Source organism: Nocardioides solisilvae (assembly GCF_003194625.1).
GTDB lineage: Bacteria > Actinomycetota > Actinomycetes > Propionibacteriales > Nocardioidaceae > Nocardioides > Nocardioides solisilvae.
In genome coordinates, this window is the sequence record NZ_QHKX01000003.1 from 513,071 (window position 1) to 539,744 (window position 26,674).

Consider the following 26,674-nt stretch of genomic DNA (forward strand, 5'->3'; position numbering starts at 1 on the left):
CGCCGCCGGGTGGAGCATCGGCGGGGCGTCCGGGTCTGCATCCCGACCCGAGGGTCCGGACGCGGCAGGAGTCGCGACGAGCCAGTCTACGCAGCCCGCGGACCCGCGACCAAATCCTCCGCCGGACCGGCCCACCCAGGCTACCGACGGGTAGCAACACCCGTACACCGCCCGGGCGCCCAGCGGGCGGACCCCCGGCTTACCGGCGCGTGGTCCCCCGGACTAGGTTGGACAGGACCTACGACGTGAACAAGACGTGCTAAGGAGCCGACGTGACCGACGCACCGGCCACCGATGCCCCGGCCACCGCCGGCGCATCCAACGAGTCCCTCACCGTGCGTGACAACCGCACCGGTGCGGAGTACGAACTCGCGATCACCGACAACACCATCCGCGCCGCCGACCTGGGGCAGATCCGGGCGGGCGACGACCAGCCGGGGCTCGCGACCTACGACCCCGGCTTCGTCAACACCGCCTCGACCCGCAGCGCGGTGACCTTCATCGACGGCGAGAAGGGGATCCTGGAGTACCGGGGCTACCCGATCGAGCAGCTGGCCGAGAAGTCCAGCTTCCTCGAGGTCGCCTACCTGCTCATCCACGGCGAGCTGCCGACCAGGGACCAGCACGACAGCTGGGTGCACGACATCACGTACCACACGTTCGTGCACGAGAACGTCAAGACCTTCATGGAGGGCTTCCGCTACGACGCCCACCCGATGGGCATGCTGATGGCCTCCGTGGGGGCGCTCTCCACGTTCTACCCCGACGCGCGCAACATCACCGACGCCGACAACCGGCACATGCAGATCGTCCGGATGATCGCGAAGATGCCGACGCTCGGCGCCTGGTCCTTCCGGCACGCGCAGGGCAAGCCGTTCATCTACCCCGACAACGAGCTCAGCTACACGGCCAACTTCCTCTCGATGCTCTTCAAGATGAGCGAGAAGAGCTTCGCGGCCGACGAGCGCCTGGTGAAGGCCCTCGACACGCTCTTCATCCTGCACGCCGACCACGAGCAGAACGCCTCGACCAACGCGGTCCGCTCGGTGGGCTCCACCCAGGTCGACCCCTACTCCGCGGTCTCCGCGGGCGTGGGCGCCCTCTTCGGCCCGCTGCACGGCGGCGCCAACGAGGCGGTGCTGCGGATGCTGCGCCGGATCGGCAAGAAGGAGAACATCGCCGACTTCATCGCGGGCGTGAAGAACGGCGACGAGAAGCTGATGGGCTTCGGCCACCGGGTCTACAAGAACTACGACCCCCGCGCCAAGATCATCAAGAAGTCCGCCGAGGACGTCTTCGAGGTCACGGGCACCAACCCGCTGCTCGACATCGCGCTCGAGCTGGAGAAGATCGCGCTGGAGGACGAGTACTTCGTCAAGCGCAAGCTCTACCCCAACGTGGACTTCTACTCCGGCCTGATCTACGAGGCCTTCCAGTTCCCGCCGGAGATGTTCACCGTCCTCTTCGCGATCGGCCGGACGCCGGGCTGGCTGGCCCAGTGGCTCGAGCTGGTCCAGGACAAGGAGCAGAAGATCGCGCGCCCCAAGCAGATCTACACGGGCGACCGCGGCCTGACCTACGTGCCGACCTCCGAGCGCTGGGCCTGAGCCCAGCCGCCCGCACGGCCGCCTGACGAGGCCGGACGGGGCGTGACGAGGGGTCCCCTCGTCCGCCCGGTCCGGTCTCAGCGGCATTTCAGGACGGCTTGGCCGACGTCTCAGGGTGGCTTGGCAGAGTGGGACGCATGAGCGACACACCGCCTCCCCACTTCTACGGCTCCGCCGGCCCAGACCCGGACCGGCCCGAGGAGCACCCGAAGGCGCAGCCGCAGCCGGCGCACTCTCCCTACGGCGCGGCCGAGCCGCCCCGTCCCCACGACACCCGCCCGCTCCCCCCGATGTACGGCGCGGGGCCGGGTGCCGGTCCGGCCGCCGGGCCCGGGCCCCACGGCGCGCCCCCGCCCCGCGAACCCGGCAGGACGCGGCGCACCGCCCCGCTGGTCGCGGGCGTCCTGGCCGGGTCGCTGCTGCTGGGCGGGCTGGCCGGCCTCGGGGGCGCCGCCGCCCACGAGGAGTGGTTCTCCGACGACGAGGCGGCGACCACGCGCAACGGGGCCGTGACGGCCCCGGTGATCGACCAGGGGAGCCCCGAGGCCGGCAGCGGCTCCGTCGAGGCCGTGGCCGCGCAGGTGCTGCCCGCCGTCGTGCGCATCGACGTGGCCGGCGGCGGCGAGGCCGGCTCGGGCAGCGGCATCGTGCTGACCGAGGACGGGCAGATCCTCACCAACGAGCACGTCGTCTCCGCGGCGACCGACGGCGGCAGCATCACCGTCTCGTTCGCCGACGGCACCCGCACCGAGGCCGAGGTGCTCGGCGCCGACCCGCTCACCGACACCGCGGTGATCCAGGCCCAGGACGTCTCCGACCGGCCCACCGCCACGATCGGGCAGTCCGACAACCTGCGGGTCGGGCAGTCGGTGGTCGCGATCGGCTCCCCGTTCGGGCTGGACGCCACCGTCACCAGCGGGATCGTGAGCGCGCTCGACCGTCCCGTCAACGTGCGCTCCGACCAGGCCGGCAACTCCACCACCTACCCGGCGATCCAGACCGACGCGGCGATCAACCCCGGCAACAGCGGCGGCCCCCTGGTCGACCTGACCGGCAGCGTGGTGGGGATCAACTCCTCCATCCGCAGCTCCTCGTCGGGGCTCGGCGGCCAGGCCGGCTCGATCGGCCTCGGCTTCGCGATCCCGATCGACGAGATCATGCCGATCGTGGAGCAGATGGCCGCCGGCGAGACGCCGACCCACGCCCGGATGGGGGTCTCGGTCGGCGACGCCACCGACGGCCAGGGCCCCGCGTCCATGGGCGCGCTGGTCAGCGAGGTGGTCCCCCGGTCCAGCGCCGACGTGGCCGGGCTGGAGGAGGGCGACGTGATCACCCGCGTCGACGACGAGATGATCGACGGCAGCGACGACCTGGTCGCGACCGTGCGCACCTACCGCCCCGGCGACGAGGTCGAGGTCACCTACGTGCGCGACGGCGAGGAGCAGACCGCCACGCTGGTGCTCGACTCCGACCAGGACTGACCGCCGGCTGCCAGCCGACTGACCGCCGACTGACCGCCGACTGACCGGTTGGGGTGGCCCGCGCTCAGCGCGCGCGGGCCACCCGGCCCTCGTCCCAGACCGGCTCGGGCGACTCGTAGACCTCCCCGTCGGCGCCGAAGACCAGGAACCGGTCGAACCCGCGGGCGAACCAGCGGTCGTGGGTGACGGCGAGCACGGTGCCGTCGAAGGCCTCCAGCCCGGTCTCGAGCGCCTCGGCCGACTGCACGTCGAGGTTGTCGGTGGGCTCGTCGAGCAGGAGCAGGGTCGCCCCCGAGAGCTCGAGCAGCAGGATCTGGAAGCGGGCCTGCTGGCCGCCGCTGAGCTGCTCGAAGCGCTGCTCGGCGGCGCCGGCCAGCTCGTAGCGGTCGAGCACCCGGCTGGCCTGCTCCCGGCCCATCCCCTGGCGGCCGGTGCCGTCGGGCCCGACCTCGCCGCGGTGCAGCACCTCCAGCAGGGTCCGGCCCACGAGCTCGGGGTGGTCGTGGGTCTGGACGAACCATCCCGGCCGCACCCGCGCGCCGAGCCGGGCCCGCCCGGTGTGCGCCACGGGCGCGGGGCGCACCTCCCCCACCGGCTGGTGGCCGACGTCGGGGTCCGAGCCGCCCGCGGCGAGCAGACGCAGGAAGTGCGACTTGCCCGAGCCGTTGCTGCCGAGCACGGCGACCCGCTCGCCGTACCAGACCTCGAGGTCGAAGGGGTCCATCAGGCCGGTCAGGCCGAGCTGCTCGCAGACCACGGAGCGCTTGCCCGTGCGGCCGCCGCGCAGCCGCATGACGACCTGCTGCTCGCGCGGCTGCTCGGTCGGCGGACCGGCGTCCTCGAACCGGCGCAGCCGGGTCTGGGCGGCCTGGTAGCGGCTCGCCATGTCGGAGTTGTACGCCGCCTTCTGCTTGTACATGAGCATCTGCGCGCGCAGCTTGGCGTGCTCCTCGTCCCAGCGCTTGCGCAGCTCCTCGAACCGCTCGAAGCGCTCCTCGCGCGCCCGGTGGTAGGTCGCGAAGCCGCCCGGGTGGGTCCACACGAGGTTGCCTGCGCCGCCGAGCTCGACGGTGACCACCCGGGTGGCGGTGTTGGCGAGCAGCTCACGGTCGTGGCTGACGTAGAGGATCGTCTTGGGCGAGGTGCGGATCCGCTCCTCCAGCCAGGTCTTGCCCGGCACGTCGAGGTAGTTGTCGGGCTCGTCGAGGAGCAGCACCTGGTCGGGGCCGGCCAGCAGGTACTCCAGCACCAGCCGCTTCTGCTCCCCGCCCGAGAGGGTGCTGAGCCGCCGGTGCCGGGCGCGGTCGAAGGGCAGCCCCAGCGCCCGGACGGTGCAGACGTCCCAGACGACCTCCTGGTCGTAGCCGCCGACGTCGGCGTACTCGGCCAGCGCCGTGGCGTAGCGCATCTGCGTCGCCTCGTCGTCGACGTCCATCAGCCGCAGCTCGCAGGCGTCGACGGCGGCCGCGGCGCGGCGTACCGGCTCGGGCGCGACGGAGAGCAGGAGGTCGGCGACCGTCTCGTCCGCTCCCCCGTGGCCGACGAACTGCCGCATCACGCCCAGCCCGCCGCTGCGGGTCACGCTGCCGGCGTGCGGGGCCAGCTCGCCGGTGACGATCCGCAGCAGCGTCGTCTTGCCGGCGCCGTTGGCGCCGACCAGCGCCACCTTGGCGCCGTCGCCCACCCGGAACGAGACGTCGTCGAGCAGCACCCGGCCGTCGGGGAGCTCGTAGCGGACGCCGGCGACGTCGACATGACCCATGCGGGTGATCATCCCTCCACGCCGCCCCCGCGAGCCACCGGGTTTCCGCCCCGGGACCCGGCCGGGACCCCGTCGGGAGCCTCGGGGACGAGCCCGGGTGTCCACCAGGGGACCACCCGAGGCGCCGGGGGCGCGAGATGCGCTGGACTTGCGCCCATGACCGTCCTGCCGTCGATGCGCTCCCGGGTCCGTCGCACCGCGGTCCGCCTCGTGGCGCGGCGCTCGGGCGGCCTGGACATGTCGTCGCTGCGGCGCGTGCCCGCGGCCTGGCGGTTCCCCCTGCTCCGCGAGGGGCTGGACCCCGTGCCGGCGCTCATCGCCGCCCGGGACCAGGGGCCGGTCACCCGGCTGACCCGGCTGCTCGGCACCGACGTCTGGCTGGTCACCGGCCACGAGGCGGCCCGGACCGTCCTCGCCGACGCCCACTCGTTCGGCAACGACGTGCGCCACCTCTTCGGCCGCCAGGGCAAGGGGCCGGCCGAGCAGATCGGCGGGCTCGGGATGACCGACGCCCCCGAGCACACGAGGCTGCGCAAGGTGCTCACCCCCGAGTTCACGCGGCGCCGGCTGGCCCGCCTCGACGAGGCGGTCAGCCGGGTGGTCGAGGACTGCCTCGACGACCTGGCCGCCCACGGCCCCGAGGTCGACCTCGTCTCCCGGTTCGGCTTCGCCGTCCCCTTCCGGGTGATCTGCGAGCTGCTCGGGCTGCCCGAGGTCGACCGCGCCGAGTTCCGGCGCCGCGGCAGCGCCCGCTTCGACCTCGCCGGCGGGGGCGCCGGCTCCTTCGACGCGGCCGCCGGCACCCGGCAGTTCCTCATCGACACCGTCGCGCGGCAGCGGCGCGAGCCGTTCCTGCCCGACGGCCTGCTGGCCTCGATCGTCGCCGAGCACGGCGACGAGCTGGACGACGTCGAGATCGGCGGGCTGGCCGACGGCGTCTTCATCGGCGGCTACGAGACCAGCGCCAGCATGCTCTCGCTCGGCGCCTACGTGCTGGCCCGCGACCCGGTCGCCCACGAGCTGGTCCGCACCGGGACGCCCGCCCAGGTCGACGCCGTCGTCGAGGAGCTGCTGCGCTACATCTGCCCGGTGCAGCTGGCCTTCCCCCGCTTCGTGCGGCGGCCAGTGACCGTCGGCGGGGTGCGGATGGCCGAGGGCGACCTCGTGGTCGTCTCGCTCTCCGGCGCCGGCCGCGACCCGGCGTTCCGCCCGGGCGCCGAGCACTTCGACCCGCTGGCCCCGCCCGGCGGCCAGCTGGCGTTCGGCCACGGCCTGCACCGCTGCGTCGGCGCCGAGCTGGCGCGGATGGAGATGCGCACCGGGCTGGTCGCGCTGACCCGTCGCTTCCCGCGGATGCGGGTGACGGCCGGGCCCGACGAGCTGCGGTTCTCCGAGCTCTCGATCGTGTACGGCGTCGAGCGGCTGCCGGTCCACCTCGGCTGACCGCAGCGGTGATTGGGCGCCCTGCCCATGGTCGTGTGTGGGGTGCCCAGTCATGATGAGACTCCACGACACGAGAGGGGTTCGCGCATGCGGCTCGAGCTGTCCGCGGAGGACCAGGCCTTCCGCGAGGAGATGGCTGCGTCCTTCACCAGGGTGGTGCCGGAGGAGATCCGGACCGCCGTGCTGGAGGGCCAGGAGGTGACGGCGGAGATGATCCGCACGAGCCAGAAGGCGCTCAACGCCGAGGGGCTGGCCGTGCCGCACTGGCCGGTCGAGTGGGGCGGGCGCGGCTGGACCGAGCTGCAGCGCCACCTGTGGCACGAGGAGATGGTCCGCGCCGGCGTCCCCTCCCCGCTGCCGTTCAACACCTCGATGATCGGGCCGGTGCTCGCGCAGTTCGCCTCGCAGGAGATGAAGGAGCGCTTCCTGCCGGCCACCGCCAACCTCGACATCTGGTGGTCGCAGGGCTTCTCCGAGCCCGACGCCGGCTCCGACCTCGCCGGGCTGCGCACCACCGCGGTGCGCGACGGCGAGGACTGGGTGGTCAACGGGCAGAAGACGTGGACGACCCTGGGCCAGTACGGCGACTGGATCTTCACGCTGGTCCGCACCGACCCCGAGGCCAAGAAGCAGCTCGGCATCTCGATGCTGCTCATCGACATGACCACCCCCGGCGTCGAGGTCCGGCCGATCGAGCTCATCGACGGCGGCCACGAGGTCAACGAGGTCTGGTTCACCGACGTCCGGGTGCCGGGCGAGAACCTCGTCGGCGAGGTCAACCAGGGGTGGACCATGGCGAAGTTCCTGCTCGGCAACGAGCGGGTCGGCGTCGCCCCGGTCGCCCTGGTCAAGCGGATGCTGGCCAGCGCCAAGGAGCGCGCGGGCGACCGGCTCGACGACCCGCTGACCCGCGCCCGGATCGCCGAGCTGGAGAACCAGCTGCTGGCGCTGGAGCTGACCGCGCTGCGCGTGGTCGCCCACTCCGCCGACGGCGAGCCGCACCCGGCCAGCTCGGTGCTCAAGCTCCGCGGCACCGAGCTGCAGCAGGCCGTGAGCGAGCTCGCGGTCGACCTGGCCGGCCCCGCCGCCCTGGTGCCCGGCTCGCTGGAGCAGGCCGACGCACCCGACTGGGCGCGGCGCTCCGCGCCCGTCTACCTCAACTACCGCAAGGCGTCGATCTACGGCGGGTCCAACGAGATCCAGCGCCAGATCATCGCCCGCACGATCCTGGGACTGTAGGGAGCACCTGATGGACTTCACCCACGACGAGGAGCAGGTCGCGCTGCGGGACGCGGTGCGGGGACTGCTCGGCAGGAAGTACGCCGACTTCGAGGAGCGCCGCCGCACGGCGCGCGGCGAGCTCGGCTTCGACGAGACGGTCTGGAAGCAGCTGGCCGAGATGGGGGTCCTCGGGCTCCCCTTCGACGAGGAGCACGGCGGCATGGGCGCCGGGCCGGTCGAGGTCGGGCTGGTGGCGAGCGAGGTGGGCCGGGTCCTGGCCCCCGAGCCGTTCCTGGCCGCGGTGGTGCTCGGCGGCGGCGCGGTCGCCGCGGCGGGCACCGACGAGCAGAAGGCCGAGCTGCTGGGGGCCCTGGCCGCCGGCGAGCGGCGGCTGGCGCTGGCCCACACCGACGGGGCCACCCCGGTCACCGCCGCGGAGGCCGACGGCGGCTGGATGCTGACCGGCGCCAAGGAGCCGGTGCTGGGCGGCGACGCCGAGACGCTGGTCGTGAGCGCCGCGCTGCCTGGCGGCGGCACGGGCCTCTTCGTCGTCGACGGCGAGGCGTGCGAGCGCGCCACGGGGCCGGCGTTCGACGGCTCCCGGGTCAGCCGGGTGGTGCTCTCGGGCACGGCGGCCACCCCGCTGGGCGAGCCGGGCGCCGACGCGTCCGCCGCCCTGGCGCGGGTGCTCGACCTGGGCCGGCTCGCCGCCTGCCACGAGGCGCTCGGCGGGATGGAGGTGGCCCTGCAGGCCACCACCGCCTACCTCAAGAGCCGCAAGCAGTTCGGCGTGCCGCTCAACACCTTCCAGGCGCTCAACTTCCGGGCGGCGGACATGTACGTCTCCCTCGAGCTGACCCGCAGCATCGTGGCCTGGGCGACGATGATGGTCGCCGAGAGCGACGCCGGGCTGGCCCACGAGGCCGTGCTGCGCGCCGCGCTCCAGGTGAGCCGGGCGGGCCGGCACGTCGGCCAGGAGGCGATCCAGCTGCACGGCGGGATCGCGATGACGGCGGAGTACCTGGTCGGCAACATCACCAGCCACCTCACGGCGCTGGACCACCTGCTCGGCGACGGGCAGCAGCACCTGGCCGAGCTGGCCGGGGCCGTCGACGGCTACCCCGGGCTGGACCCGCTGGCCCCGACCATGCGCAGCGCCAGCACGCAGTAGTGGTCCGCGACCTGGTCGGGGCTCAGCCCGGCGTCGGCGCGGAACCACCGCGCCACGTCGATGCCGAGCGAGAGCAGGGCGGCGCCGGTCACCACCGGCTCGTCGGTGTGGAAGACGCCGGCCGCCACCCCGCGCCCGACCAGGTCGCGCACCAGCTGGTCCATCGCGTGCCGGTACCCGTCGATCTCGGCGCGGTGCGCGGGCGCGAGGGCGGCCAGCTCGTGGTTCACGATCCGCCCCACCGTGTGGTTGACCGCGTGGTGGCGGACGAAGTCGCGCACCAGCTGCTCCAGCTGGGCGCGCGGGTCGTCGTCGACCCCCATGGCCTCCTCGCAGATCCGCAGCGCGGTGCGGTGGCCGGCCAGCGAGATCTCGTGGAGCAGCTCCTCCTTGGAGCGGTGGTGCACGTAGAGCGCGGCCGGGCTCATCCCCGCCGCGGTGGCGATGTCGCGGGTCGTCGTGCCGTGGAACCCCTTGGCCGCGAACGCCTGGACGGCAGCCTCGAGCAGCCGGGTCCGGGCGTCCTTGACCCGCTCCCCCGCGGGATCGCCCGCAGGATCGGGGCCCGGGCTGTTGACGTCGTCTGCCATGCGAGAGAGAGTAAGCAAGCGCTTAGTCAGGTGGCAATCGCCTGACCCGAAACGAGCAGGAGAATGACGTGCACGGACTGGACGGCAAGGTCGCCATCGTCACCGGGGCGAGCCGGGGCATCGGGCTGGGAGTCGCCGAGCGGCTCGTCGCCGAGGGCGCCCGGGTCTGCGTGACCGCCCGCAAGCCCGAGGCCCTCGAGGAGGCCGTCGCGGCCCTCGGCGGGCCCGACAAGGCGATCGCCGTGGCGGGCAACGCCGCCGACCCGGCCCACCGGGCCGAGGCCGTGGCGCGGACCGTCGAGACCTTCGGCAGCCTCGACCTGCTGGTCAACAACACCGGCATCAACCCGGCGTACGGGCCGCTCGTCGAGCTCGACCTCGACGTCGCCCGCAAGATCCTCGACACCAACGTCGTCTCCGCGCTCGGCTGGGTGCAGGAGGCCCACCGGGCCTGGATGGGCGAGCACGGCGGCGCGGTCGTCAACATCGCCTCGGTCGCCGGCACCAAGCCGGCCCCCGGCATCTCGATGTACGGCGCCAGCAAGGCCACGCTGATCAGCCTCACCGAGTCGCTGGCCGTCGAGCTGGGCCCCGCGATCCGCGTCAACGCGGTCGCCCCGGCGGTCGTCAAGACCCGCTTCGCCAGCGCCCTCTACGAGGGCCGCGAGGAGGAGGTCGCCGCCGCCTACCCGCTCAAGCGGCTCGGCGTCCCCGACGACATCGGCAGCGTCGTCGCCTTCCTGCTCGCCGACGAGGCCGGCTGGCTGACCGGCCAGACCGTCGTCGTCGACGGCGGCCTGACCCTGACCGGCGGCGTCTGATGGGCGCCGAGGCGCTGCGCGACGCCGGCGTCGTCGTCACCGGGGCCGGCCACGGCATCGGCCGGGCGCTGGCCCGGCGGCTCGCCGCCGAGGGCGCCCGCGTGGTGGTCAACGACCTCGACGCCGACGCCGCCCAGGGGGTGGCCGACGAGATCGGCGGCACGGCGGTGCCGGGCGACTGCGCCTCGGTCGAGGGCGTCGAGCACCTGGTCCGCCGCTCGCTGGAGGCGCTGGGACGGATCGACGTCTTCATGGCCAACGCCGGCATCGACTCCTCCGCCGAGACCGGCCTCGACAGCCTGCAGGCCGACGAGGCGATCTGGGAGCGGATGATCCAGGTCAACACGATGGCCCACGTGCGGGCCGCCCGCGCGCTGGTGCCCGGCTGGCTGGCCGACGGTCGCGGCGGCCGGTTCGTCGTCACCGCCTCGGCGGCGGGCCTGCTCACCATGCTCGGCAGCGCGCCGTACTCGGTCACCAAGCACGCCGCGGTCGGCTTCGCCGAGTGGCTCTCGGCGACCTACGGCCACCGCGGCGTCACGGTCCAGGCGATCTGCCCCCAGGGCGTCCAGACCCGGATGCTGGAGGAGTCGGGCCCGCTCAAGGACCTGCTCTCCGCCGACCAGGCGCTCACCCCCGACCAGGTCGCCGGCGCGTGGGTGGCCTCCCTCGAGGACGACCGCTTCCTGGTCCTCCCCCACCCCGAGGTGGCCGGCTACTACGCCGCCCGGGCCACCCAGAACGAGCGCTGGCTGCGCGGCATGCGCCGCCTGCAGGCGGGCCTCGACGAGGCAACCGCAGCGACGGGGGCGACGGGGGCGACGTCGTGAGCGGGGGCGAGGAGCTGCGCCGCGACGAGATCCCCGGGCTCGACCTGGCGTCGTTCGGCGCCTGGTTCGCCGCCCAGCGCCCCGACCAGCTGGCGGGCGACCGCGTCGGCGAGCTGACCGGCCGGCTCATCGCGGGCGGCAAGTCCAACCTCACCTACGAGGTCACCGACGGCGAGGCGTGGTGGATCGTGCGCCGCCCGCCGCTGGGCCACGTCCAGGCCACCGCCCACGACATGGGCCGCGAGCACACGGTGATGACGGCGCTGGCCGAGACCGACGTGCCGGTGCCGGCGACCTACGCGCTCTGCTCCGACGACGCCGTGCTGGGCGCGCAGTTCTACGTGATGGAGCGCGTCGCCGGGACGCCGTACCGCACCGCCGCGCAGCTGCGCGAGCTCGGCGAGGAGCGCACCGCCCACCTGGCCCGGTCGATGATCGAGGTGCTGGCCGCGCTGCACGCCGTCGACCCGGCCGAGGTCGGGCTGGCCGACTTCGGGCGGCCGCAGGGCTTCCTCGAGCGGCAGGTCCGCCGCTGGGGCAAGCAGCTCGAGGGGTCGCGCACCCGCGACCTGCCCGACGCCGACCGGTTGCTGGCCCACCTGGCCGCGCACGTCCCCGAGGAGGGTGCGGCGGGGATCGTGCACGGCGACTACCGGCTCGACAACCTGCTCGCGGTCGCCGAGGACGCCCAGCCCGTCAAGGCGGTCGTCGACTGGGAGATGGCGACCCTGGGCGACCCGCTCACCGACCTCGCGCTGCTGCTGGTCTACGACAACCTCCCGCGGCTGATCGGCGGCGTGCCGGTGGCCGACGCGAGCACCGCGCCCGGCTACCCGAGCGCCGAGGAGCAGCTCACGGCGTACGTCGCCGCGGGTGGCCGCGAGGCCGCCGGGCCCGGCGGCGACATGGGCTTCCACCTGGGGCTCGCCCACCTCAAGCTCGCGGTGATCCTCGAGGGGATCCACCACCGCTTCCAGGCCGGCCAGACGGTCGGCGGCGGCTTCGACACCATCGGCGACGCCGTCGAGCCCCTGCTGGCCGCCGGCCTCGCCGCCGCGACCGGCCGCGCCGGCACCCCCACCTGAGCGACTCCCGAGACCTCCGAGAGAGAAGGAACCCCGTGGACTTCACCTTCGACGACCGCACCAAGGAGCTCCAGGCCGAGCTGCTGACCTTCATGGACTCCCACGTCCACCCCGCCGAGCACCGCTTCGAGGCCGAGCTGGCCGAGCTCGACGACCCCTTCGCCTGGAGCCGCGTGCCGGTGCTGGCCGAGCTGCGGGAGGAGGCGCGGCGCCGCGGGCTGTGGAACCTCTTCCTGCCGGTCTCCGCCGACGACCCTTCGACAGGCTCAGGACGGCGCCACGGCCGCGGCGGCGGGCTGACCAACCTGCAGTACGCCCCGCTCGCCGAGATCAGCGGCCGCAGCGGCCACCTCGCCCCCGCGGCGATGAACTGCGCGGCGCCCGACACCGGCAACATGGAGGTGCTGCACATGTTCGGCACCCCGGCCCAGCAGGAGCGCTGGCTGGAGCCGCTGCTCGACGGCCGGATCCGCTCGGCGTTCGCGATGACCGAGCCCGACGTCGCCTCCTCCGACGCCACCAACATCGAGTGCTCGATCGTGCGCGACGGCGACGAGTACGTGATCAACGGCCGCAAGTGGTGGATCACCGGCGCGATGAACCCCGACTGCGAGGTCTTCATCGTGATGGGCAAGACCGACCCCGGCGCGTCGCGGCACCGGCAGCAGTCGATGGTGCTGGTCCCCCGCGACACCCCCGGGCTCGAGGTGGTCCGGCCGATGCACGTGCTGGGGTACGACGACCACCAGCACGGCGGCCACGCCGAGCTGCGCTTCACCGACGTCCGCGTCCCCGCGGAACACCTGGTCGGCGAGGAGGGCGCGGGCTTCGCCATCGCCCAGGCGCGGCTGGGCCCGGGCCGGATCCACCACTGCATGCGCTCGATCGGCGTGGCCGAGCGGGCGATCGAGCTGATGTGCCAGCGCGCGGAGTCGCGGACCGCCTTCGGCCGCCCGCTCTCCCAGCAGGGCGTGATCCGGGAGTGGATCGCCGAGTCGCGGGTGGCGGTGGAGCAGCTGCGGCTGCTGGTGCTCAAGACCGCGTGGCTAATGGACACCGTCGGCAACCGCGGCGCCCACACCGAGATCCAGGCGATCAAGATCGCCACCCCCAAGGTGGTCCAGGAGATCCTCGACCGGGCGATGCAGGTGCACGGCGCCGGCGGCCTCTCGCAGGACTTCCCGCTCGCCGCGTCGTTCGCCGGGATCCGCACGCTGCGGTTCGCCGACGGGCCCGACGAGGTGCACAAGAACTCGCTGGCCAAGGCCGAGATGGCGCGGGTGGCCGCGCTCGGCGGCCGGTGACGTCGCGCTGACGCCGTACCGATGAGGAGAGGGTGAGACCGTGGACCTGTCGCTGAGCGAGGAGCACGAGGGCTTCCGGGCCCTGGCCCGGGAGTTCCTGGACCGCGAGGCGGTGCCGCACCGCGTCCAGTGGGACCGGGACGAGTCGGTCGACACCGCGATCATCGGCAAGATGGGCGAGCTCGGCTTCTTCGGGCTGACCATCCCCGAGGAGTACGGCGGCCTCGGCGGCGACTACCTCACCTACGTGCTGATGATGGAGGAGCTGGGCCGGGCCGACTCGGCGCTGCGCGGCATCGTCTCGGTCTCCAACGGGCTGGTGGGCAAGTCGATCCTCGGCTTCGGCAGCGAGGAGCAGAAGCAGCGGTGGCTGCCCGGGATCGCCCGCGGCGAGCTGCTCGGCTGCTTCGGGCTGACCGAGCCCGACACGGGGTCGGACGCCGGCAACCTCACCTCCCGCGCCCGCCGCGACGGCGACGAGTGGGTGATCGACGGGCAGAAGCTCTTCATCACCAACGGCACCTGGGCCGACGTCGCGCTGGTCTTCGCCCGCACTGGCGGGCCCGGCCCCAAGGGCGTCAGCGCCTTCCTCGTGCCGACCGACACCCCCGGCTTCGAGGCCCGCGAGGTGAAGGGAAAGCTCGGGCTGCGCGGCCAGGCGACCGCCGAGCTCTTCCTCTCCGAGGTGCGGGTGCCGGCCGACGCGCTGCTCGGCGAGGAGGGGCAGGGCTTCACGATCGCCATGACCACGCTCGACAAGGGGCGGGTCTCGGTCGCGGCGGGCTGCGTCGGGATCGTCCAGGGCTGCCTGGAGTCGGCGGTCGACTACGCCACCTCGCGCACCCAGTTCGGGAAGCCGATCGCGGCCTTCCAGCTGGTGCAGGACATGATCGCCGACATCTCGGTGGAGGCCGACGCCGCGCGGCTGCTGGTGTGGCGCTGCGCCGATCTGATCGACCGCGGCGAGCCCTTCTCGGTGGCGGCGTCGAAGGCCAAGCTCTACGCCTCCGAGGCGGCCGTGAGGGCCGCCAACCACGCGCTGCAGGTGCACGGCGGGGCGGGGTACGTCGACGAGTTCCCGCCCGCGAAGTACCTGCGCGACGCGCGCGTGATGACCCTCTACGAGGGGACCAGCCAGATCCAGAAGCTGCTCATCGGCCGGGCCGAGACCGGCATCAACGCCTTCACCTGAGGAGAGACCGTGACCGACTCCACCGCTCCTGAGCGCCACCCCGACCTCGACCCGCAGCTCGCGGGGCTGCTCGCCCTGATGGACGCTGGCGGCACCAAGATGCACCAGGTCTCCCCCGAGGAGGCGCGCCGGATGTTCCGCGTCCTCACCGTCGACCTGCGCGACCCGGCCAGCGTGCCCGCGGTCGAGCAGGTCGAGGAGATCACCGTGCCCGGCGGGGCGGGCGACCTGGCCGCCCGCCTCTACCGTCCGCGCGCCGGCGAGCTGCCGACCGTCGTTTTCTTCCACGGCGGCGGCTGGGTGATCGGCGACCTGGACACCCACGACCTCACCTGCCGCACGATCGCCACCCTCTGCGACGCCGTCGTGGTCTCGGTCGACTACCGGCTCGCGCCGGAGCACCCCTTCCCCGCCGCCGTGGACGACGCGCTGGCTTCTGCGCGCTGGGCCTCCGACCACCTGGCCGACCTGGGCGGCAACGATGTGCTCGCCGTGGCCGGCGACTCGGCCGGCGGCAACCTGTCGGCCGTGGTCGCGCAGGCCTTCCGCGACGAGGGCCGCGAGCTGGGTGGGCAGCTGCTCGTCTACCCCGGGGTCGACATGCTCGCGGACCTGCCGTCGCGCACCGAGAACGCCGAGGGCTACTTCCTCGACATGCCGACCATGACCTGGTTCGCCCAGCACTACCTCGGCGACTTCCCCGACCCCGCCGACCCGCGCCTCTCCCCGCTGCGCGGCGACGTCGCCGGGGTAGCCCCAGCCGTCGTCGTGGTCGCCCAGTTCGACCCCCTGCGCGACGAGGGCACCGCGTACGCCGACGCGCTCGCCGCCGCCGGCGTCCCCGTGCAGGTCGAGACCTTCTCCGGGATGATCCACGGGTTCGTCGACATGGGCCGCCACTCCCCTGCCGCGCAGGCGGCCGTGGAGCAGACGTGCGCGATGTTCAGGAGCGTGTTGCACGGAGGGTGAATGCCTGACCACTCATCGGGCGCGGCATACCGCCGCGAGCCGGATGCGCGCATCCGCCGATGAGCGAGTCTCCACCACGCGGCGTCAGCCGGGCCCGAAGCGCTGTACGGTCCTATCAGCCCGGATCAGGATGCTGGTGTAGTAGTCGTTCCGGCAGCGTTCGCCGGAATCGCCAACTGCTGTCCTCGGGGCAGACCCCCTGAACCAAGGTCGCCGCCCTGTCGGGGAGCGGCTGCGGATCGACCTCGCGTCCTTGGGCGGCGTCACGGTGTCTCGAGCAGCACGCACTCCAGCAGTGCCGGGCTGCAGCGCACCATCCGCTGCTGCTGCCCGTCGGTCACCCGGGCGACGAGGAACTGGGTGTCCTCGAAGGTGAACTGCGTGTTCGAGAAACGCCATCCCGCCGGCGGCAAGAGCACGTCCTCGGCCTGGCCGTCGAGGCGACGGACCCGGATCTCGTCGTACTCCCGCACGTCACCCGCGATCTGCTCTGCAGGCACCCACGCCACCCACTCCCCGGAGACGTCGGCGATCCCGAAGTGGGGCAGGTCCGCGATGGGGACCCTCTCGCCCTCGGGTGTCAGGTCGGCGAGGTAGACCCGGCCGTCGCCCTCGTCTCGGTTGTCGCCGCTCGGGTCTCGGGCGTCGCCGCTGCCGTCGACGACCACCAGGCCCGCCCGCGTCGCCTGCCACACCAGCTGGCCGGGGGCTGTCCGGGTCAGGTCGACCGGGTCGGCACCGTCGAAGGGGCGCCACAGGACTCCGATCCCTCTGCCACTGGCGATCACCCAGCCGTCGTCGGTGACTGCTCCGATGCGGGTGCCCACGCCGTCCTCGTCGCGCACCGGGACCTTGACGGGCAGTCCCATCCCTTCACCGTCCGGAGCCGTCTCGAACCCGTTCATCTCGCCCTCGGTCGAGATGTAGGCGAGGTACTCGCCGTTGGACGACACGACGGGCGGTTGCTCGACGGCGACGTCGAGTCGATCGGGCGCTCCGCCGTTGCTCCAGTCCCACACGAAGGGGGGCTTCATCCCGACCCAGCCTCGCGGTCCACCGTCCACCCAGTCATAGCCGGGGAACGACTTCTCGCCCACGTGCACGACCCGGTCGAGGAGGTAGGGCACCGTCGGCGGCTCCCTTGGCACGTCCCGCGGCACCGACTCCGTCGCGTCATCGGTGATCCCCTGGGTCGGCTGCGGGCCGGGTTGGGGCGAGCCGGTCCGGTCGCGCAGGAGGCCCCGCGGCGTGACGAGCACGATCAGCACCACCGCGCGAGGAGGGGCAACGGTGGGACCTCCAAGCCGTCGGCGACCTGGCGCAGCTCGCGCGTCAGGGTGCTCTCGACGTCCTCGTACATGTCAGGCCTCCTTCCCGTCGGGCGTCGCCCTGGTCTGGGCCTCGGTCGCTTCGAGTGCGGCCTTCAGGCTCTTGAGGGCCCGGTGAGCCGTGGACTTCACGGTGCCGCGCGCTGCTGCGGCGGCAGCTGCCGGACGTGCGGCCACAGCGCCATCCGCTCGTCGGACGCCCCCGGCTCTCCTGCCGCGCTCCCGGTCGTCCCGGGCGCACGCCCCCACTCCGGGACGTCGTCGGTCAGCAGCTCGAGCCGGCGCCCTCGGGGCCGCCTGGAGGAGAGGAAGGTGTTGGTGAGGATCCTCCGGACGTAGGCGTGCGCCGAGTCCGAGGCGCTCACCTTCGACCAGGCGCCGTGCACCTTGATCAAGGTCTGCTGGGCCAGGTCCTCGGCGTCCGCGTGGTTGCCTGCCAGCAGGTAGGCGGTCCGGTAGAGCATCGACCAGGACGCGACGACGTACTCCTCGAACGAGGGTGACTGCGTGGCGGTCGCCGAGAACATGCCCACCTCCTCACCCTGCACCCCTGCGGTGCTGTCTCACCCCTCCAGACTCCGGGTGTCGGCAGAAGGTTGCGTGTCGCGAGGGGTTGGTTCTGGTGCGGCGCAGGACGCGTCGACCTGCGGTCGAGCGGCGCCCGCCTGCGACACTCCCTGTCGTGACCACCGCGGCAGCTGCCCTCGCCACCCTCGTCCTGGCGGCGATCGCCGTCGTGCAGGTCGCCGCAGCGGCAGGGCGGCCCGTGGGCCGCTTCGTGTGGGGCGGACAGCACGAGGTGCTCCCCCGCGGGCTGCGTCTCGGCAGCGCGGTCTCCGTCGCGCTCTACGCCGCCATGGCGTTCGTGCTCGTCGCACGGGCCACCGGCCGGGAGGGTGCGCTCACCATCCTGACGTGGGTGCTCGTCGGCTACTTCGCGCTCGGGATCGTCATGAACGCGGTGTCGCGGAGCCGGTCCGAGCGCGCCGTCATGACGCCCGCCTGCGCCGTGCTGGCAGGGTGCTCGCTGCTCGTGGCTCTGGGGTCCTGACACGCCTCGGAGCACGAGGCCCGCTCACCAGCCGCGCGTCCCCGGAGCTCCCTTGAACGGCCCGGTCACCCGGCTCGTGATCCACCCGCCGTAGAAATCGCCCTCCTGGGCGACAACGGTCTCGCCGTCGACGCTGCACCGGTCCATGCGCCCCGCATAGAGGGCGACATGCCCCGCGAGCGCCTCGAAACCGGCGGTGGGTTGGGGGTAGTGCCAAGCCGCCCGCGGCAGCACCCGGCCGCTCGGGCCGACCACGTCGAAGTACGACGCGCTCCCCTTGAACTCGCACCACGTCGTGCCGGCCACCGGTCGCAGCAGGCCGTCGGCGACGTCGTCCGCCGGCACGTAGTAGACCGGCGGGTGGCTGGTCTCCAGGACGCGCAGCGAGCGCCGCGTGTCCACGACGACCTCCCCGTCGAGCTCGACCATCACGTGCTCCTCGGACGGCACGACGAGCGGAGGGCGGGGGTAGTCCCAGACCGACTCGGTCTCACGCTGCACGGGGTCGTCGCTCATCGCTCCATCATGGCGCGGCCACGCAACGCCGACCCCGGGCGCCTACCTCTCCACCTTCCCGCACTTCGTGCACTCGCGCCCGTCCTTCACGGTCACGGTCCCCCCTCCTTCCGTGCGGGCCAGAACGAGCCGGTCCTGCCAGACGTGGTCACAGTTCTCGTCAGTCATGACTCACGGTCCCGCGCCACGTGGACGCGTTCAAGACCCAGAGTGGGGTGACTCGATCCCCCATCGGGAGCCTTCCCTGCGACGGACCGCGGTGCCATCCTGTCGTCGTCTCTGACAGCCGGCGCCCGACGCCGCACGACCGTCCGAACGCCTGCGTGCCCGATCTCGACCCATCCCGGCGAGGGCGACCCGCCCGGAGGAGACCCTGTACGGAGACGACGGGCCTCCGTAGGCTGCGTCGCACCGGAGCTGATGGGGCTCGGGCTAGTGGGGGACAGCGAACTGACCAGAGGATCCGAGGGCCAGCATGGAGTCACGCCCCGACGGCACGGCCGGGAGCGGCCGGGGCCGACGTACCGGCCGCAGGCCGTTCGTGCACCTCGCAGGACGGTTGGCGATCGCCGCGGTTGCCGTGATCGCCGCGGTCGCGATCCCACTGGCGGTCCACGCGGGGTCCGAGGACGACGTCGAACCGACCTCCGCCGCTGCCGCTGAGAACACGCCGGCCGCCGAGGCGTCCTCCCCGACGGAGGAGCCGCCGGCAACCGGGGTGACGGACGGCGGTGACGCCATCCGGTTCGAACGGTTCCCACTCGACCAGGGGTGGGCGGAGACCTACGGCAGGAGCTTCATCGACGGACCGAGCTCCGGGGCTGGTGGCATCTCCATGCCGGAGGGGCACTGCCACGAGGACTTGCTCTTCGCGTCCGGGTACGAGGACAAGCTGTCCACCCACGTCAGCACCAACAGGGCCAGTCGCACGCGCGAGATCTTGGGCTACGCGAGCGTCGACGCCGCGCGATCCACCTTCCGAGAGCTGCGTGACGCGGTGGCGAGCTGCGCCGTCTTCGACGATGCGTACTCGGACGCGGTGGCCTACTCCGCAGAGGTGTACGGGGCGATCGACGAGGCGAACTCCCAGGCCGGGGCGACGACGTTCACCTTCGGCTACACCGCGAGCAAGGAATCACACCCGTTTGGTGTGCTGTACCAGTTCGCGCTGGCCGACGGCGTCTTGTTCGGGAGCAACGTCTACGGCGACTGGACGGCACGAACGGCGAGCGAGGGGGTCGCTGCCTTGAGCGAGGAGAACGCGGCGCTGATCCCGCTGTTGTCCCGCATCGAGCGGTAGCACCCGAATCCCAGGACCGGTCTCGACTGCTAGGTCCGGAACCCGGGCAGCCCGGGGATGCGCACGCCGTCCGGCGCCCGGTCGGCCTCGGGTACGACGACGGGGTCGCGTCGCCGCAGCAGCATCCGCCGCTGGGCGTCGGCACAGACCGGATCGTCGTCGGTGACGTCGTTCCCGTCCCTCCCGACGAGCCAGACCAGCCCACGCCTGGGGGGCGTCCCGGGCGCCTCGTACGTCCTCGGCTCGTCGCGCACCAGCGCCACGGCGTACGTGAGGTCCTCACCCGCGACCCGCTGCGCCCAGTCGACCACCTGCAGCACGTCGGCGCCCGTCACGTCGTAGGTGGCTGTGGACCCGAAGGTGGCGTCCTCCCCGCTGCTGTGCAGGTAGACCCGGAACCGGGGGCCGTCGTCCTCCCAGGCGCTGTCCCGCTCGTCGACCTCCACCACGCGCATGGACGCCATCCTGGCCCATGCGCGACGTCCGGACGCGCCCGACGGTCCGGTCAGGCGGGGTCGGCCGGCCCGGCGAGCAACGCCAGGTCGCGGCGGACGTAGCGCAGGTGCGCCCACTCCTCCTCGAGGATCACCCGCACGCAGTCGCCCACGGTCGGGTGCCAGTCGGACCCGGAGTCCCAGGGGTCGTCCCGCTCCTCGGCGAGCACCTCCGCAGTGGCAGTGGCCAGGAAGTCGGTCACCTTCTGCTGGCGGTCGGCGCGCGCGGCGAGGCCTCGTCGTACGGCGGCTCGTCCTTGCGGAAGGGGGAGGTGTCGACGCCCATCCGCTCGGCGCCGGTGAAGAGCAGGCCGACCTCGTGGAAGGGCTGTTCCTCCCGCAGGATGCAGCTGCCCAGCCACGCGTCGGTGGCCAGCACGAGGTGGCGCAGCGTCTGCACCAGGGACCACTCGTCCTCGACGTGGGCGTCGACCAGCTCGGGCGGCGTACCAGCGACCGTCTCGGCCCACGCCACCTGCACCGCCACCCACCCCTCGCGCAGCCCCTCGGGCGTCTGGGAGCGCTGCAGCTCCCGGCCCGGGAACCGACGGTCGAGCTCGGCCTCGACGAGCGGCACCACGTCGACCCCGTTGACCACCAGGGTGCCGAAGGCCAGGTCGTGGCTGTCGATGTCGAGGCCGCCGCAGTCGACGCCGCGCATCGTCACGCCGCTGACGTCGGAGAAGCGGAAGGTCGCGCCCTTGAGGCTCGCCCGCACGAAGGTGGCGCCCTCGAGGTCGTCGCCGGAGTCGGTCGTCATCGACCCATCATGGCGTCGCGCGGGCCGCCGCGACACCCCCTACCGGCGAGGCTCAGCGGCCCCCCACCCGGGCCAGAGCGACGACGGCCTCGTCACCGAGGAGCACGAGCGGAAGGACGTCGAGGTGGTCGGGACGCATGGTCCGGCCACGCAGCGTCAGCACCACGGCCTGCCCGCGGACGCGGGCGCGGGCGTAGCCGCGCCACGGGAGGGTCAGCGTCCCGAGCGGCATCCCGACCAGCAGCGCGTCGCCCGTGACGGCCGCCTCCACGACCGCCCCGACGGGGTACGCCGCCCGCACGGCCGCGCGCGAACGCCGGACCGCGAGGAGGCTGGGACCCAGCAGCAGCGCGGTCAGCGCGAGTCCGACGACCACCGCGGTGCCGGGGGTCGCGAACCACACCGCGAGCAGCACCGGGAACGGCGCCAGCAGCCAGGTGACCAGGAAGTCGGCGGAGGCCACGATCGCGTGGGTGGTCGCCGCGACCAGCCCCTGCTGGACCTCGGGGGTCACGACGCTCTCGCGCGCCAGCCGGGGCCCCTCCGCTCCCCCTCCCCCGTGGCCGGGTCGCAGGTGCCGGCCCTCCAGGGCCGCAATCTCGTCGGCGGTCAGCAGCTCGACGGGCAGCATGAAGGTCGCCCCGTGGGCCACGAAGACCGTGAGCAGGCTGCGGAAGCGCGCGACCTGGGCCGACCCGGGCCCCAGCAGGAGCGGCTCGTCGACCTCGTCGGTGAGCAGCACCCCGCCGTCGGGACCGGGAGCGACCTCGACCGACTGGCCGACGTCGAGCCCCCGGCGCAGCGAGACGGTCATGACATGCCGCCACCACAGCACCTGCGCGAGCAGCGCGGCCACCAGCAGGACGGCGGCGAGCAGCCACCCCTCGAGCACGATCCCGACGAGCCCCGCCGCCAGCCCGACGAGCAGGAGGCGGCGACGGCCGGGCTGCCCCGCGAGCACCTGCAGCACCGCGTCGCGCCGGAGCCGCCGGTGGCGGTCGCGGGTGATCGTCAGGGTGCGGCCCGCCCCCGTGGTCGTGCTCGTCATCGGCCCTCCCCCGGTCGTGCGGCCACCCCGCGCGGCACTACCCCGCGGCTGTGATGTGGACGCAGTTTGCCCGACTCGTCACGGAGCAGTCAGGCAAAACCGGACGTCCGCAGGCTCGTGGCCGCTAGAGACCGACGGCGTTCACCCCGTGCTCGGCCTGCGCCTGCGTGTAACCCTCGAACTTGAGCTGGTCGATCAGGCCCTGACGGGAGAACCCGCTCATGTCCAAGTAGTTCTCTGCCGAGGCTGCCGCCTGCTTGTTCCAGTCAGCCTTCTGCGCATCCACCCCGTACTCCGCGTCCTTCTGGGAGAAGCCCTCGAACTTCAGCTGGTCGACCAACCCCTGGCGGGAGAACGGCGCTGTGTCCAGGTAGTTCTCTGCAGAGCGCCGAGCGCTCTCCTGGGCCACGTTCTCCTGAGGCCCCTGAGGCTTCTTCGACTTCTTCTCCGGCTTCTGCCCCTTGGCCGTCTGCCCAGCGGACTTGTTGTTCACCTCCGCGCGGTCGGCGGCGGTGGAGCCGTCCTCCTCGATCTCGCACCCCGTCAGAGCAACGACGACGAGTGAAGCGGCGGCCAATGCGTGAGCGATCTTCTTCATGCTTTCCCCCGAAGAGTGGATGGTGCCTTCCCCTCGATGGTGACGGGCAGGACCTGTCCTGTTCACCGAACGAGGGACCTTCCCCCATTTGTGCTCGACCGACCTCAGGCGCGCCTGCTCGATCGAGGTGTGCCGACGGAAAGAGGGGGCGAACGGGCCACACGCCCGTTCGCCCCCTCCGGCCGGACGACTACCTCAGGTGGACGACCTTGCCGTTGGGCTTGCCCTTCTCGGGCGGCAGCACGTCGGTGGTGAGGTGGAGGCCGCGGCGCGACCACTCGACGTCCCCGGTCATCTTGGCCGAGAACCACGGCTTGGCGACCGAGGAGCCCTTCTTGATCCGCGACACCTGGCCGGGGAAGAGCTGGGAGACGTAGAGGTCCCCGTTGCGGGCGACGGCGAGGCCGACGGCGCTCATCAGGCCCTCGGCGACGAGCTTGGTCGCCCCCGTCTTCCGGTTGATCCGGTAGACCTTCGACTGCGCGCCGGTGCTGCCGTCCTCCGGACCACCGGTGAGGGTGGAGACGTAGAGCTTGCCGTCGGGGCCGAGCTCGACGTCGGTCGGCACCGACTCGAAGTTGTAGGTCTTGCCGACCACGCAGGCGGGCATCTGGGATCCCGCCGCGATCTCGGCGGTGACCACGACCGGGACGGCGGGGAGCACCGCGAGCGCCTTGACCTTGCCCTTCGGCGTGACCTCGACGATGTCGTTGCCGGCCGCGTCGGCGACGTACGTCGTCCCGCGGCGCATCGCCGTGGCGTAGGGGTGGGACTCCACGATGCCGGTGTAGGCCGCCGGGATCTCCTCGGGGATCTGCGCCGCGCACGCGGGGTCGAGGCCCTGGAAGCCGTAGGCCACGTCGGCGTCGGGGTTCTTCTTCTTCTCGAAGGCGCCCAGGTCGGCCAGCTTCACGGCCTTGCCGCTGCCCCCGACGCCCCACAGGAGTGCCTTGCGGCCCTTGGTCGTGGCGAAGCGGAGGGAGCCGCGGTGCTCGGAGACGGCGCCGACCTCGGTGCCCTTCTTCTTCGCCTGGTAGACCGGCACGGACTTGCCGCCCGACGCGATCTTCATGAGCATGCCGGCGAAGTTCTGCGCGGCGTAGACGGTGCCGTCCTCGGAGACCGCCAGGCTCAGCGGGCTCAGCAGCCCCTTCGCCAGGGTGGTCGCCTTGGGCGCGGCCGCGCGGTCCCCGTCGTCCGCCTGCGCGGGCGCGACGGTGAGGCCCGCGGCCAGCAGAGCGAGTGCGAACGATGAGGCGATGGCTCCATGTCGGGACATGGCTCCCCCTTCAGGTCGTGCCGGCTCCCCGCGAGACCGGCCTTCCGGGGCACGATCCTCGCCGTCGGGTCGTCCGTCCATCGCCCAAAAGGGGGATGGGCCGGGGGTCCGAGGGTTCGCCAGCCCGCAGCGACTGTCCCCGTGGCTCCTCTTCCTCGAAGCGCCGACCTCGTCCCGGATCCTTCACTACCGTGGCCGCCATGCCGCCACTTCTCACTTCCCATGGCTACGAGCTGGACTTCGACGAGGTCTACTTCCTGATGTGGCATGCGGCATCCGGGGACGAAGACGGGACCCGCCTCTACGTGTCGAGCGGCGAGGAGGCACTGAAGTGGCTCATCGCCGAACTCGCAGGCACGCCGGCAGAGTCCGGGGTCACGCTTCCGGCGAATGACGCGTTGCGCAGCCAAGTGCACGAGCTTCTCGAGGCCGAGGGCTGGGCGGAGCGGCTCGGGACGCGAACCTTCCGGTTGTTGCGTGAGCCCAACATCAAGGAGGACGAGGTAGCCACGAAGCACGTCCTCCTCACCTGGAACCCGGGGCGGGACAACGACGCCCAGTACACGCCCCGTCAGTGGGACGACTTCGTCGCAGACGTGTCGCGCAGACCGGTGGAGGGCCGCTGGTCCGTGGGCCGTCGACGCCACGGAATCCGCGAGGGGGATGTCGCCTACCTGCTGCGACAAGGCACGCACGGCACGGGAGTCCTCGCATCCGGAACGATCCTGGGTTCACCAGTCCCCGGGGAGCACTGGAGGGATCCGGGCGCCGTCGCGCAATACGTGGACGTGGCGTGGGACCGGGCTGTCCGGATGGACGACATGCTCACGACCGACGTGCTGGAGCAGGAAGTGCCAGAGTTCCCGTGGAAGCAGGTCTACTTCTCAGGCCGCGAGGTCACCGGTGCTTCAGGTGACCTGCTGCAGCAGGTCTGGAACAGGCACAGCGCTCGACACGAACAGGGCGAAGACCCGACACCTGAGACCGGCCGATCGGCTTCGTCGATCGACGAGGCGGAGGTGACCATCACCCTTGACAACCGGGGACGACCCGTGGGGGCGGGGTTCGGATCCGCCGAGCAGAACAAGCGTGTGGAGACCGCAGCCGTGCGCCACGTCGAGGAGGCGTACGAGCGCGAGGGGTGGGACGTCGAGGACGTCTCCACCCAGAAGATCGGCTGGGACCTGACCGCAACCCGTGGCTCCGAGATCCACCACCTCGAGGTGAAGGGGGTCTCAGGCACCCTGACTCAGTGCTTCGTCACGGCCAACGAGCTGCGGGCCGCGGAAGAGGATCCCGCCTGGCGACTGGTGATCGTGACCAGCGCTCTCGACGCGCCAACCTTGCACGACGTCGATCCAAGTGTCGCGATCCACTACGCCACGCCCACGATCTTCCGAGTGAACATCCCGGCAGAGGAGTTCGACTAGATCGTCAGAAGGAGCTCGGTCCACCTGCCCACCGACCACCCCCCGTGCCGAGCGCCGACGTCTGTAGGGTCAGGCCACCTGCGGGCGGTCAACCGCAGGCTCGCGACGGGGGATCAGATGAACGCGCAGCCCGCCGGGTGGTACCCGGATCCGCACGACGGCTCGAAGCAGCGCTACTGGGACGGTCAGGCGTGGGGCGCCCAGGCACCGGCGCCACCGTCGTACGGCGCGCCGCCACCGCCGTCGTACCGTCCGCCGCCTCCACCCGTCGAGTCGCCGGCCTCGGGCTCAGGTCGGTGGTACATCCTCGTGCCGCTCCTGACGATGGGCCTGTTCGCGGCCGTCCCCTTCTTCCACGCGGCCTCCCGGCTCGGGCGGCCCGACCTGCGCCGGATCGGCGCCGGGGTCGCGGCCACGAGCCTGCTCGGCGCAGCCCTGATCATCCTCTCCCCCGAGGACGCCACCGGCTCCCCGACCGGCTTCCTCTCCGACGTGGGCGGAGTCCTGCTGCTCGGCGTCATGGTCGTCTCGACCGTCCTGCTCGTGGGGCTCCGGCGCGCGGTGTACCGGCCCGGCGGGGTGCAACCGACCCTGAGCCCGAACGTGCAGGCCAAGGGCACCGTGCTGGAGGCGCGGCGCAAGCGCGCCGAGGCACGTCGGCTCGCCGAGCGCGACCCGCTGATGGCCCGCGAGCTCGGGATCGGCCAGCCGCAGTCGAGGCACGTCTACGACGACGGCGGCCTGCTCGACCTCAACACGGCGACGCAGGAGCAGCTGCAGAGCATCTGCGACCTTCCCGCCGACGTCGCGGCAGGTGTGGTGCTGGCCCGGGAGACCCTGGGCCGGTTCACGCAGGTCGAGGACGCGGTCCTCTACGGTCCAGTGCCCGAGGTGCACGCGACGCTGCTCCGTGAGCGCGGCCTCGTGATCGCCGACCGCTGAGTCAGGCGATCCGCGGGAGCTCGAGAGTGTCCCCCAGCTCGACGCGCGGCGCCGGCACCGAGACCAGCGCGGGGGCGAGCGCGGCGGCCAGCGGCAACGGCTCGGGGCACGCCGCCGACCGGCGCGAGGCGACGAAGCACCACACGGCGAGCGCCGCGCCCACGGGCAGGGTGACCAAGCCGGGCGCGGCGACGACGAGGTCGCCGACCCAGACGCCGTACACGAACCACGCGAGCGAGGCGAGGAAGCCGAGGGTCCAGCCCGAGGTGGAGCCACCGGGGCGGCCGGCGCGGACCGCGTGGACGAGGTGCGGGAGGAGGGTGACGGTGGAGAGGAGGGTGGCGACAGCTCCGAGGAGCACGAGCGGGGACACGGGCGGGGCCTTCTGGGCAGGTGCGGGCGGAACGATCGAGCGGGCGTCGCAACGGTGCGACAAGCCTCCATCGGTCCCG

The 26,674-nt window shown here is 72.7% G+C and carries 26 protein-coding genes and 1 pseudogene; 15 read left to right on the forward strand and 12 right to left on the reverse strand.

Translation table 11 applies throughout. From position 1 onward, the window contains the following. Positions 1 to 272: 272 nt before the first annotated feature. Together DNK53_RS13765 and DNK53_RS13770 are read left to right on the forward strand one after the other, a co-directional pair. Complete coding sequence (locus DNK53_RS13765; protein WP_239456532.1) at positions 273 to 1,607, forward strand: citrate synthase; 1,335 nt, start codon at positions 273 to 275, stop codon at positions 1,605 to 1,607. A gap of 137 nt (positions 1,608 to 1,744) precedes the next feature. After that, entirely contained in the window at positions 1,745 to 3,088 is a 1,344-nt protein-coding gene (locus DNK53_RS13770) for a S1C family serine protease (protein ID WP_239456533.1), read from the forward strand. 64 nt (positions 3,089 to 3,152) lie between these two features. Here DNK53_RS13770 and DNK53_RS13775 read toward each other — a convergent pair whose 3' ends face one another. Continuing rightward, entirely contained in the window at positions 3,153 to 4,850 is a 1,698-nt protein-coding gene (locus DNK53_RS13775) for an ABC-F family ATP-binding cassette domain-containing protein (RefSeq protein WP_110183165.1), read from the reverse strand. Between the two features lie 156 nt (positions 4,851 to 5,006). Between DNK53_RS13775 and DNK53_RS13780 the strand changes: the two genes are divergently transcribed. From DNK53_RS13780 to DNK53_RS13790, 3 genes are all read left to right on the forward strand, one after another. Beyond that, a complete protein-coding gene (locus DNK53_RS13780) occupies positions 5,007 to 6,293 on the forward strand; it encodes a cytochrome P450 (RefSeq protein ID WP_239456534.1) in 1,287 nt (428 codons plus the stop codon). Between the two features lie 87 nt (positions 6,294 to 6,380). Next, positions 6,381 to 7,532 (forward strand): acyl-CoA dehydrogenase family protein, encoded by a 1,152-nt coding sequence (locus DNK53_RS13785; protein ID WP_110182886.1) that lies wholly within the window; start codon positions 6,381 to 6,383, stop codon positions 7,530 to 7,532. A 10-nt stretch (positions 7,533 to 7,542) separates the two neighbouring features. Next, on the forward strand, positions 7,543 to 8,685 hold the full coding sequence (locus tag DNK53_RS13790) for an acyl-CoA dehydrogenase family protein (RefSeq protein ID WP_110182887.1): 1,143 nt from the start codon (positions 7,543 to 7,545) through the stop codon (positions 8,683 to 8,685). On the opposite strand, the gene DNK53_RS13795 is transcribed toward DNK53_RS13790, so the two are convergent. Further along, the gene (locus DNK53_RS13795; RefSeq protein ID WP_110182888.1) at positions 8,631 to 9,275 is read right to left on the reverse strand and encodes a TetR/AcrR family transcriptional regulator; all 645 of its coding nucleotides are present in this window, start codon (positions 9,273 to 9,275) and stop codon (positions 8,631 to 8,633) included. The two genes, DNK53_RS13790 and DNK53_RS13795, sit on opposite strands and share 55 nt — an antisense overlap. Before the next feature lie 68 nt (positions 9,276 to 9,343). Between DNK53_RS13795 and DNK53_RS13800 the strand changes: the two genes are divergently transcribed. The 6 genes from DNK53_RS13800 to DNK53_RS13825 are packed head-to-tail and all read left to right on the forward strand — an operon-like array spanning position 9,344 to position 15,476. After that, a complete protein-coding gene (locus DNK53_RS13800; protein ID WP_110182889.1) occupies positions 9,344 to 10,096 on the forward strand; it encodes an SDR family oxidoreductase in 753 nt (250 codons plus the stop codon). Then, a complete protein-coding gene (locus DNK53_RS13805; RefSeq protein WP_110182890.1) occupies positions 10,096 to 10,926 on the forward strand; it encodes an SDR family oxidoreductase in 831 nt (276 codons plus the stop codon). The genes DNK53_RS13800 and DNK53_RS13805 overlap by 1 nt, the downstream gene beginning before the upstream one ends. Further along, positions 10,923 to 12,011: a phosphotransferase family protein gene (locus tag DNK53_RS13810; RefSeq protein ID WP_239456535.1), complete on the forward strand. Its 1,089-nt coding sequence runs from the start codon at positions 10,923 to 10,925 to the stop codon at positions 12,009 to 12,011. Before DNK53_RS13805 ends, DNK53_RS13810 begins: the two co-directional genes overlap by 4 nt. Before the next feature lie 35 nt (positions 12,012 to 12,046). Further along, on the forward strand, positions 12,047 to 13,315 hold the full coding sequence (locus tag DNK53_RS13815; protein ID WP_110182891.1) for an acyl-CoA dehydrogenase family protein: 1,269 nt from the start codon (positions 12,047 to 12,049) through the stop codon (positions 13,313 to 13,315). Positions 13,316 to 13,355: 40 nt separating this feature from the next. After that, the gene (locus DNK53_RS13820; protein WP_110182892.1) at positions 13,356 to 14,507 is read left to right on the forward strand and encodes an acyl-CoA dehydrogenase family protein; all 1,152 of its coding nucleotides are present in this window, start codon (positions 13,356 to 13,358) and stop codon (positions 14,505 to 14,507) included. Between the two features lie 9 nt (positions 14,508 to 14,516). Continuing rightward, on the forward strand, positions 14,517 to 15,476 hold the full coding sequence (locus DNK53_RS13825; protein WP_239456536.1) for an alpha/beta hydrolase: 960 nt from the start codon (positions 14,517 to 14,519) through the stop codon (positions 15,474 to 15,476). Between the two features lie 263 nt (positions 15,477 to 15,739). On the opposite strand, the gene DNK53_RS13830 is transcribed toward DNK53_RS13825, so the two are convergent. Further along, the gene (locus tag DNK53_RS13830) at positions 15,740 to 16,747 is read right to left on the reverse strand and encodes a hypothetical protein (protein WP_110182893.1); all 1,008 of its coding nucleotides are present in this window, start codon (positions 16,745 to 16,747) and stop codon (positions 15,740 to 15,742) included. Between the two features lie 185 nt (positions 16,748 to 16,932). Beyond that, positions 16,933 to 17,331 carry a sigma factor gene (locus tag DNK53_RS13835; protein ID WP_110182894.1) on the reverse strand — a complete coding sequence of 133 codons (399 nt, stop codon included), beginning with the start codon at positions 17,329 to 17,331 and terminating at the stop codon, positions 16,933 to 16,935. Between the two features lie 155 nt (positions 17,332 to 17,486). Between DNK53_RS13835 and DNK53_RS13840 the strand changes: the two genes are divergently transcribed. Next, positions 17,487 to 17,855 carry an OpgC domain-containing protein gene (locus DNK53_RS13840; protein WP_110182895.1) on the forward strand — a complete coding sequence of 123 codons (369 nt, stop codon included), beginning with the start codon at positions 17,487 to 17,489 and terminating at the stop codon, positions 17,853 to 17,855. A 24-nt stretch (positions 17,856 to 17,879) separates the two neighbouring features. Here the strand turns inward: DNK53_RS13840 and DNK53_RS13845 are convergent, their stop codons facing one another. Beyond that, positions 17,880 to 18,371, reverse strand: a complete 492-nt coding sequence (locus tag DNK53_RS13845; protein WP_110182896.1) for a DUF427 domain-containing protein — start codon at positions 18,369 to 18,371, stop codon at positions 17,880 to 17,882. A 475-nt stretch (positions 18,372 to 18,846) separates the two neighbouring features. On the opposite strand from DNK53_RS13845, the gene DNK53_RS13850 reads away from it, so the two are divergent. Then, complete coding sequence (locus DNK53_RS13850) at positions 18,847 to 19,671, forward strand: hypothetical protein (protein ID WP_162599948.1); 825 nt, start codon at positions 18,847 to 18,849, stop codon at positions 19,669 to 19,671. 29 nt (positions 19,672 to 19,700) lie between these two features. Here the strand turns inward: DNK53_RS13850 and DNK53_RS13855 are convergent, their stop codons facing one another. The 6 genes and pseudogenes from DNK53_RS13855 to DNK53_RS13875 all read right to left on the reverse strand — a co-directional run bounded on the left by DNK53_RS13855 (position 19,701) and on the right by DNK53_RS13875 (position 23,850). Next, the gene (locus DNK53_RS13855) at positions 19,701 to 20,126 is read right to left on the reverse strand and encodes a hypothetical protein (RefSeq protein ID WP_110182898.1); all 426 of its coding nucleotides are present in this window, start codon (positions 20,124 to 20,126) and stop codon (positions 19,701 to 19,703) included. A gap of 50 nt (positions 20,127 to 20,176) precedes the next feature. Further along, positions 20,177 to 20,656, reverse strand: a complete 480-nt coding sequence (locus DNK53_RS18505) for a DinB family protein (RefSeq protein ID WP_420846505.1) — start codon at positions 20,654 to 20,656, stop codon at positions 20,177 to 20,179. Between the two features lie 200 nt (positions 20,657 to 20,856). Next, positions 20,857 to 20,925: pseudogene (locus DNK53_RS18510) on the reverse strand (hypothetical protein); the annotation flags it as partial. A gap of 52 nt (positions 20,926 to 20,977) precedes the next feature. Further along, entirely contained in the window at positions 20,978 to 21,973 is a 996-nt protein-coding gene (locus DNK53_RS13865) for a hypothetical protein (protein ID WP_110182899.1), read from the reverse strand. Positions 21,974 to 22,097: 124 nt separating this feature from the next. Further along, on the reverse strand, positions 22,098 to 22,571 hold the full coding sequence (locus DNK53_RS13870) for an Ltp family lipoprotein (RefSeq protein WP_110182900.1): 474 nt from the start codon (positions 22,569 to 22,571) through the stop codon (positions 22,098 to 22,100). A gap of 190 nt (positions 22,572 to 22,761) precedes the next feature. Beyond that, positions 22,762 to 23,850 (reverse strand): ScyD/ScyE family protein, encoded by a 1,089-nt coding sequence (locus DNK53_RS13875; protein WP_162599949.1) that lies wholly within the window; start codon positions 23,848 to 23,850, stop codon positions 22,762 to 22,764. Positions 23,851 to 24,050: 200 nt separating this feature from the next. Between DNK53_RS13875 and DNK53_RS13880 the strand changes: the two genes are divergently transcribed. Next, positions 24,051 to 25,280, forward strand: a complete 1,230-nt coding sequence (locus DNK53_RS13880; RefSeq protein ID WP_239456563.1) for a protein NO VEIN domain-containing protein — start codon at positions 24,051 to 24,053, stop codon at positions 25,278 to 25,280. A 117-nt stretch (positions 25,281 to 25,397) separates the two neighbouring features. Further along, positions 25,398 to 26,222 (forward strand): DUF2510 domain-containing protein, encoded by an 825-nt coding sequence (locus DNK53_RS17855; protein WP_204163925.1) that lies wholly within the window; start codon positions 25,398 to 25,400, stop codon positions 26,220 to 26,222. A gap of 1 nt (position 26,223) precedes the next feature. Here the strand turns inward: DNK53_RS17855 and DNK53_RS13890 are convergent, their stop codons facing one another. Continuing rightward, positions 26,224 to 26,595 (reverse strand): hypothetical protein, encoded by a 372-nt coding sequence (locus DNK53_RS13890; RefSeq protein WP_110182902.1) that lies wholly within the window; start codon positions 26,593 to 26,595, stop codon positions 26,224 to 26,226. Positions 26,596 to 26,674 lie beyond the last annotated feature (79 nt).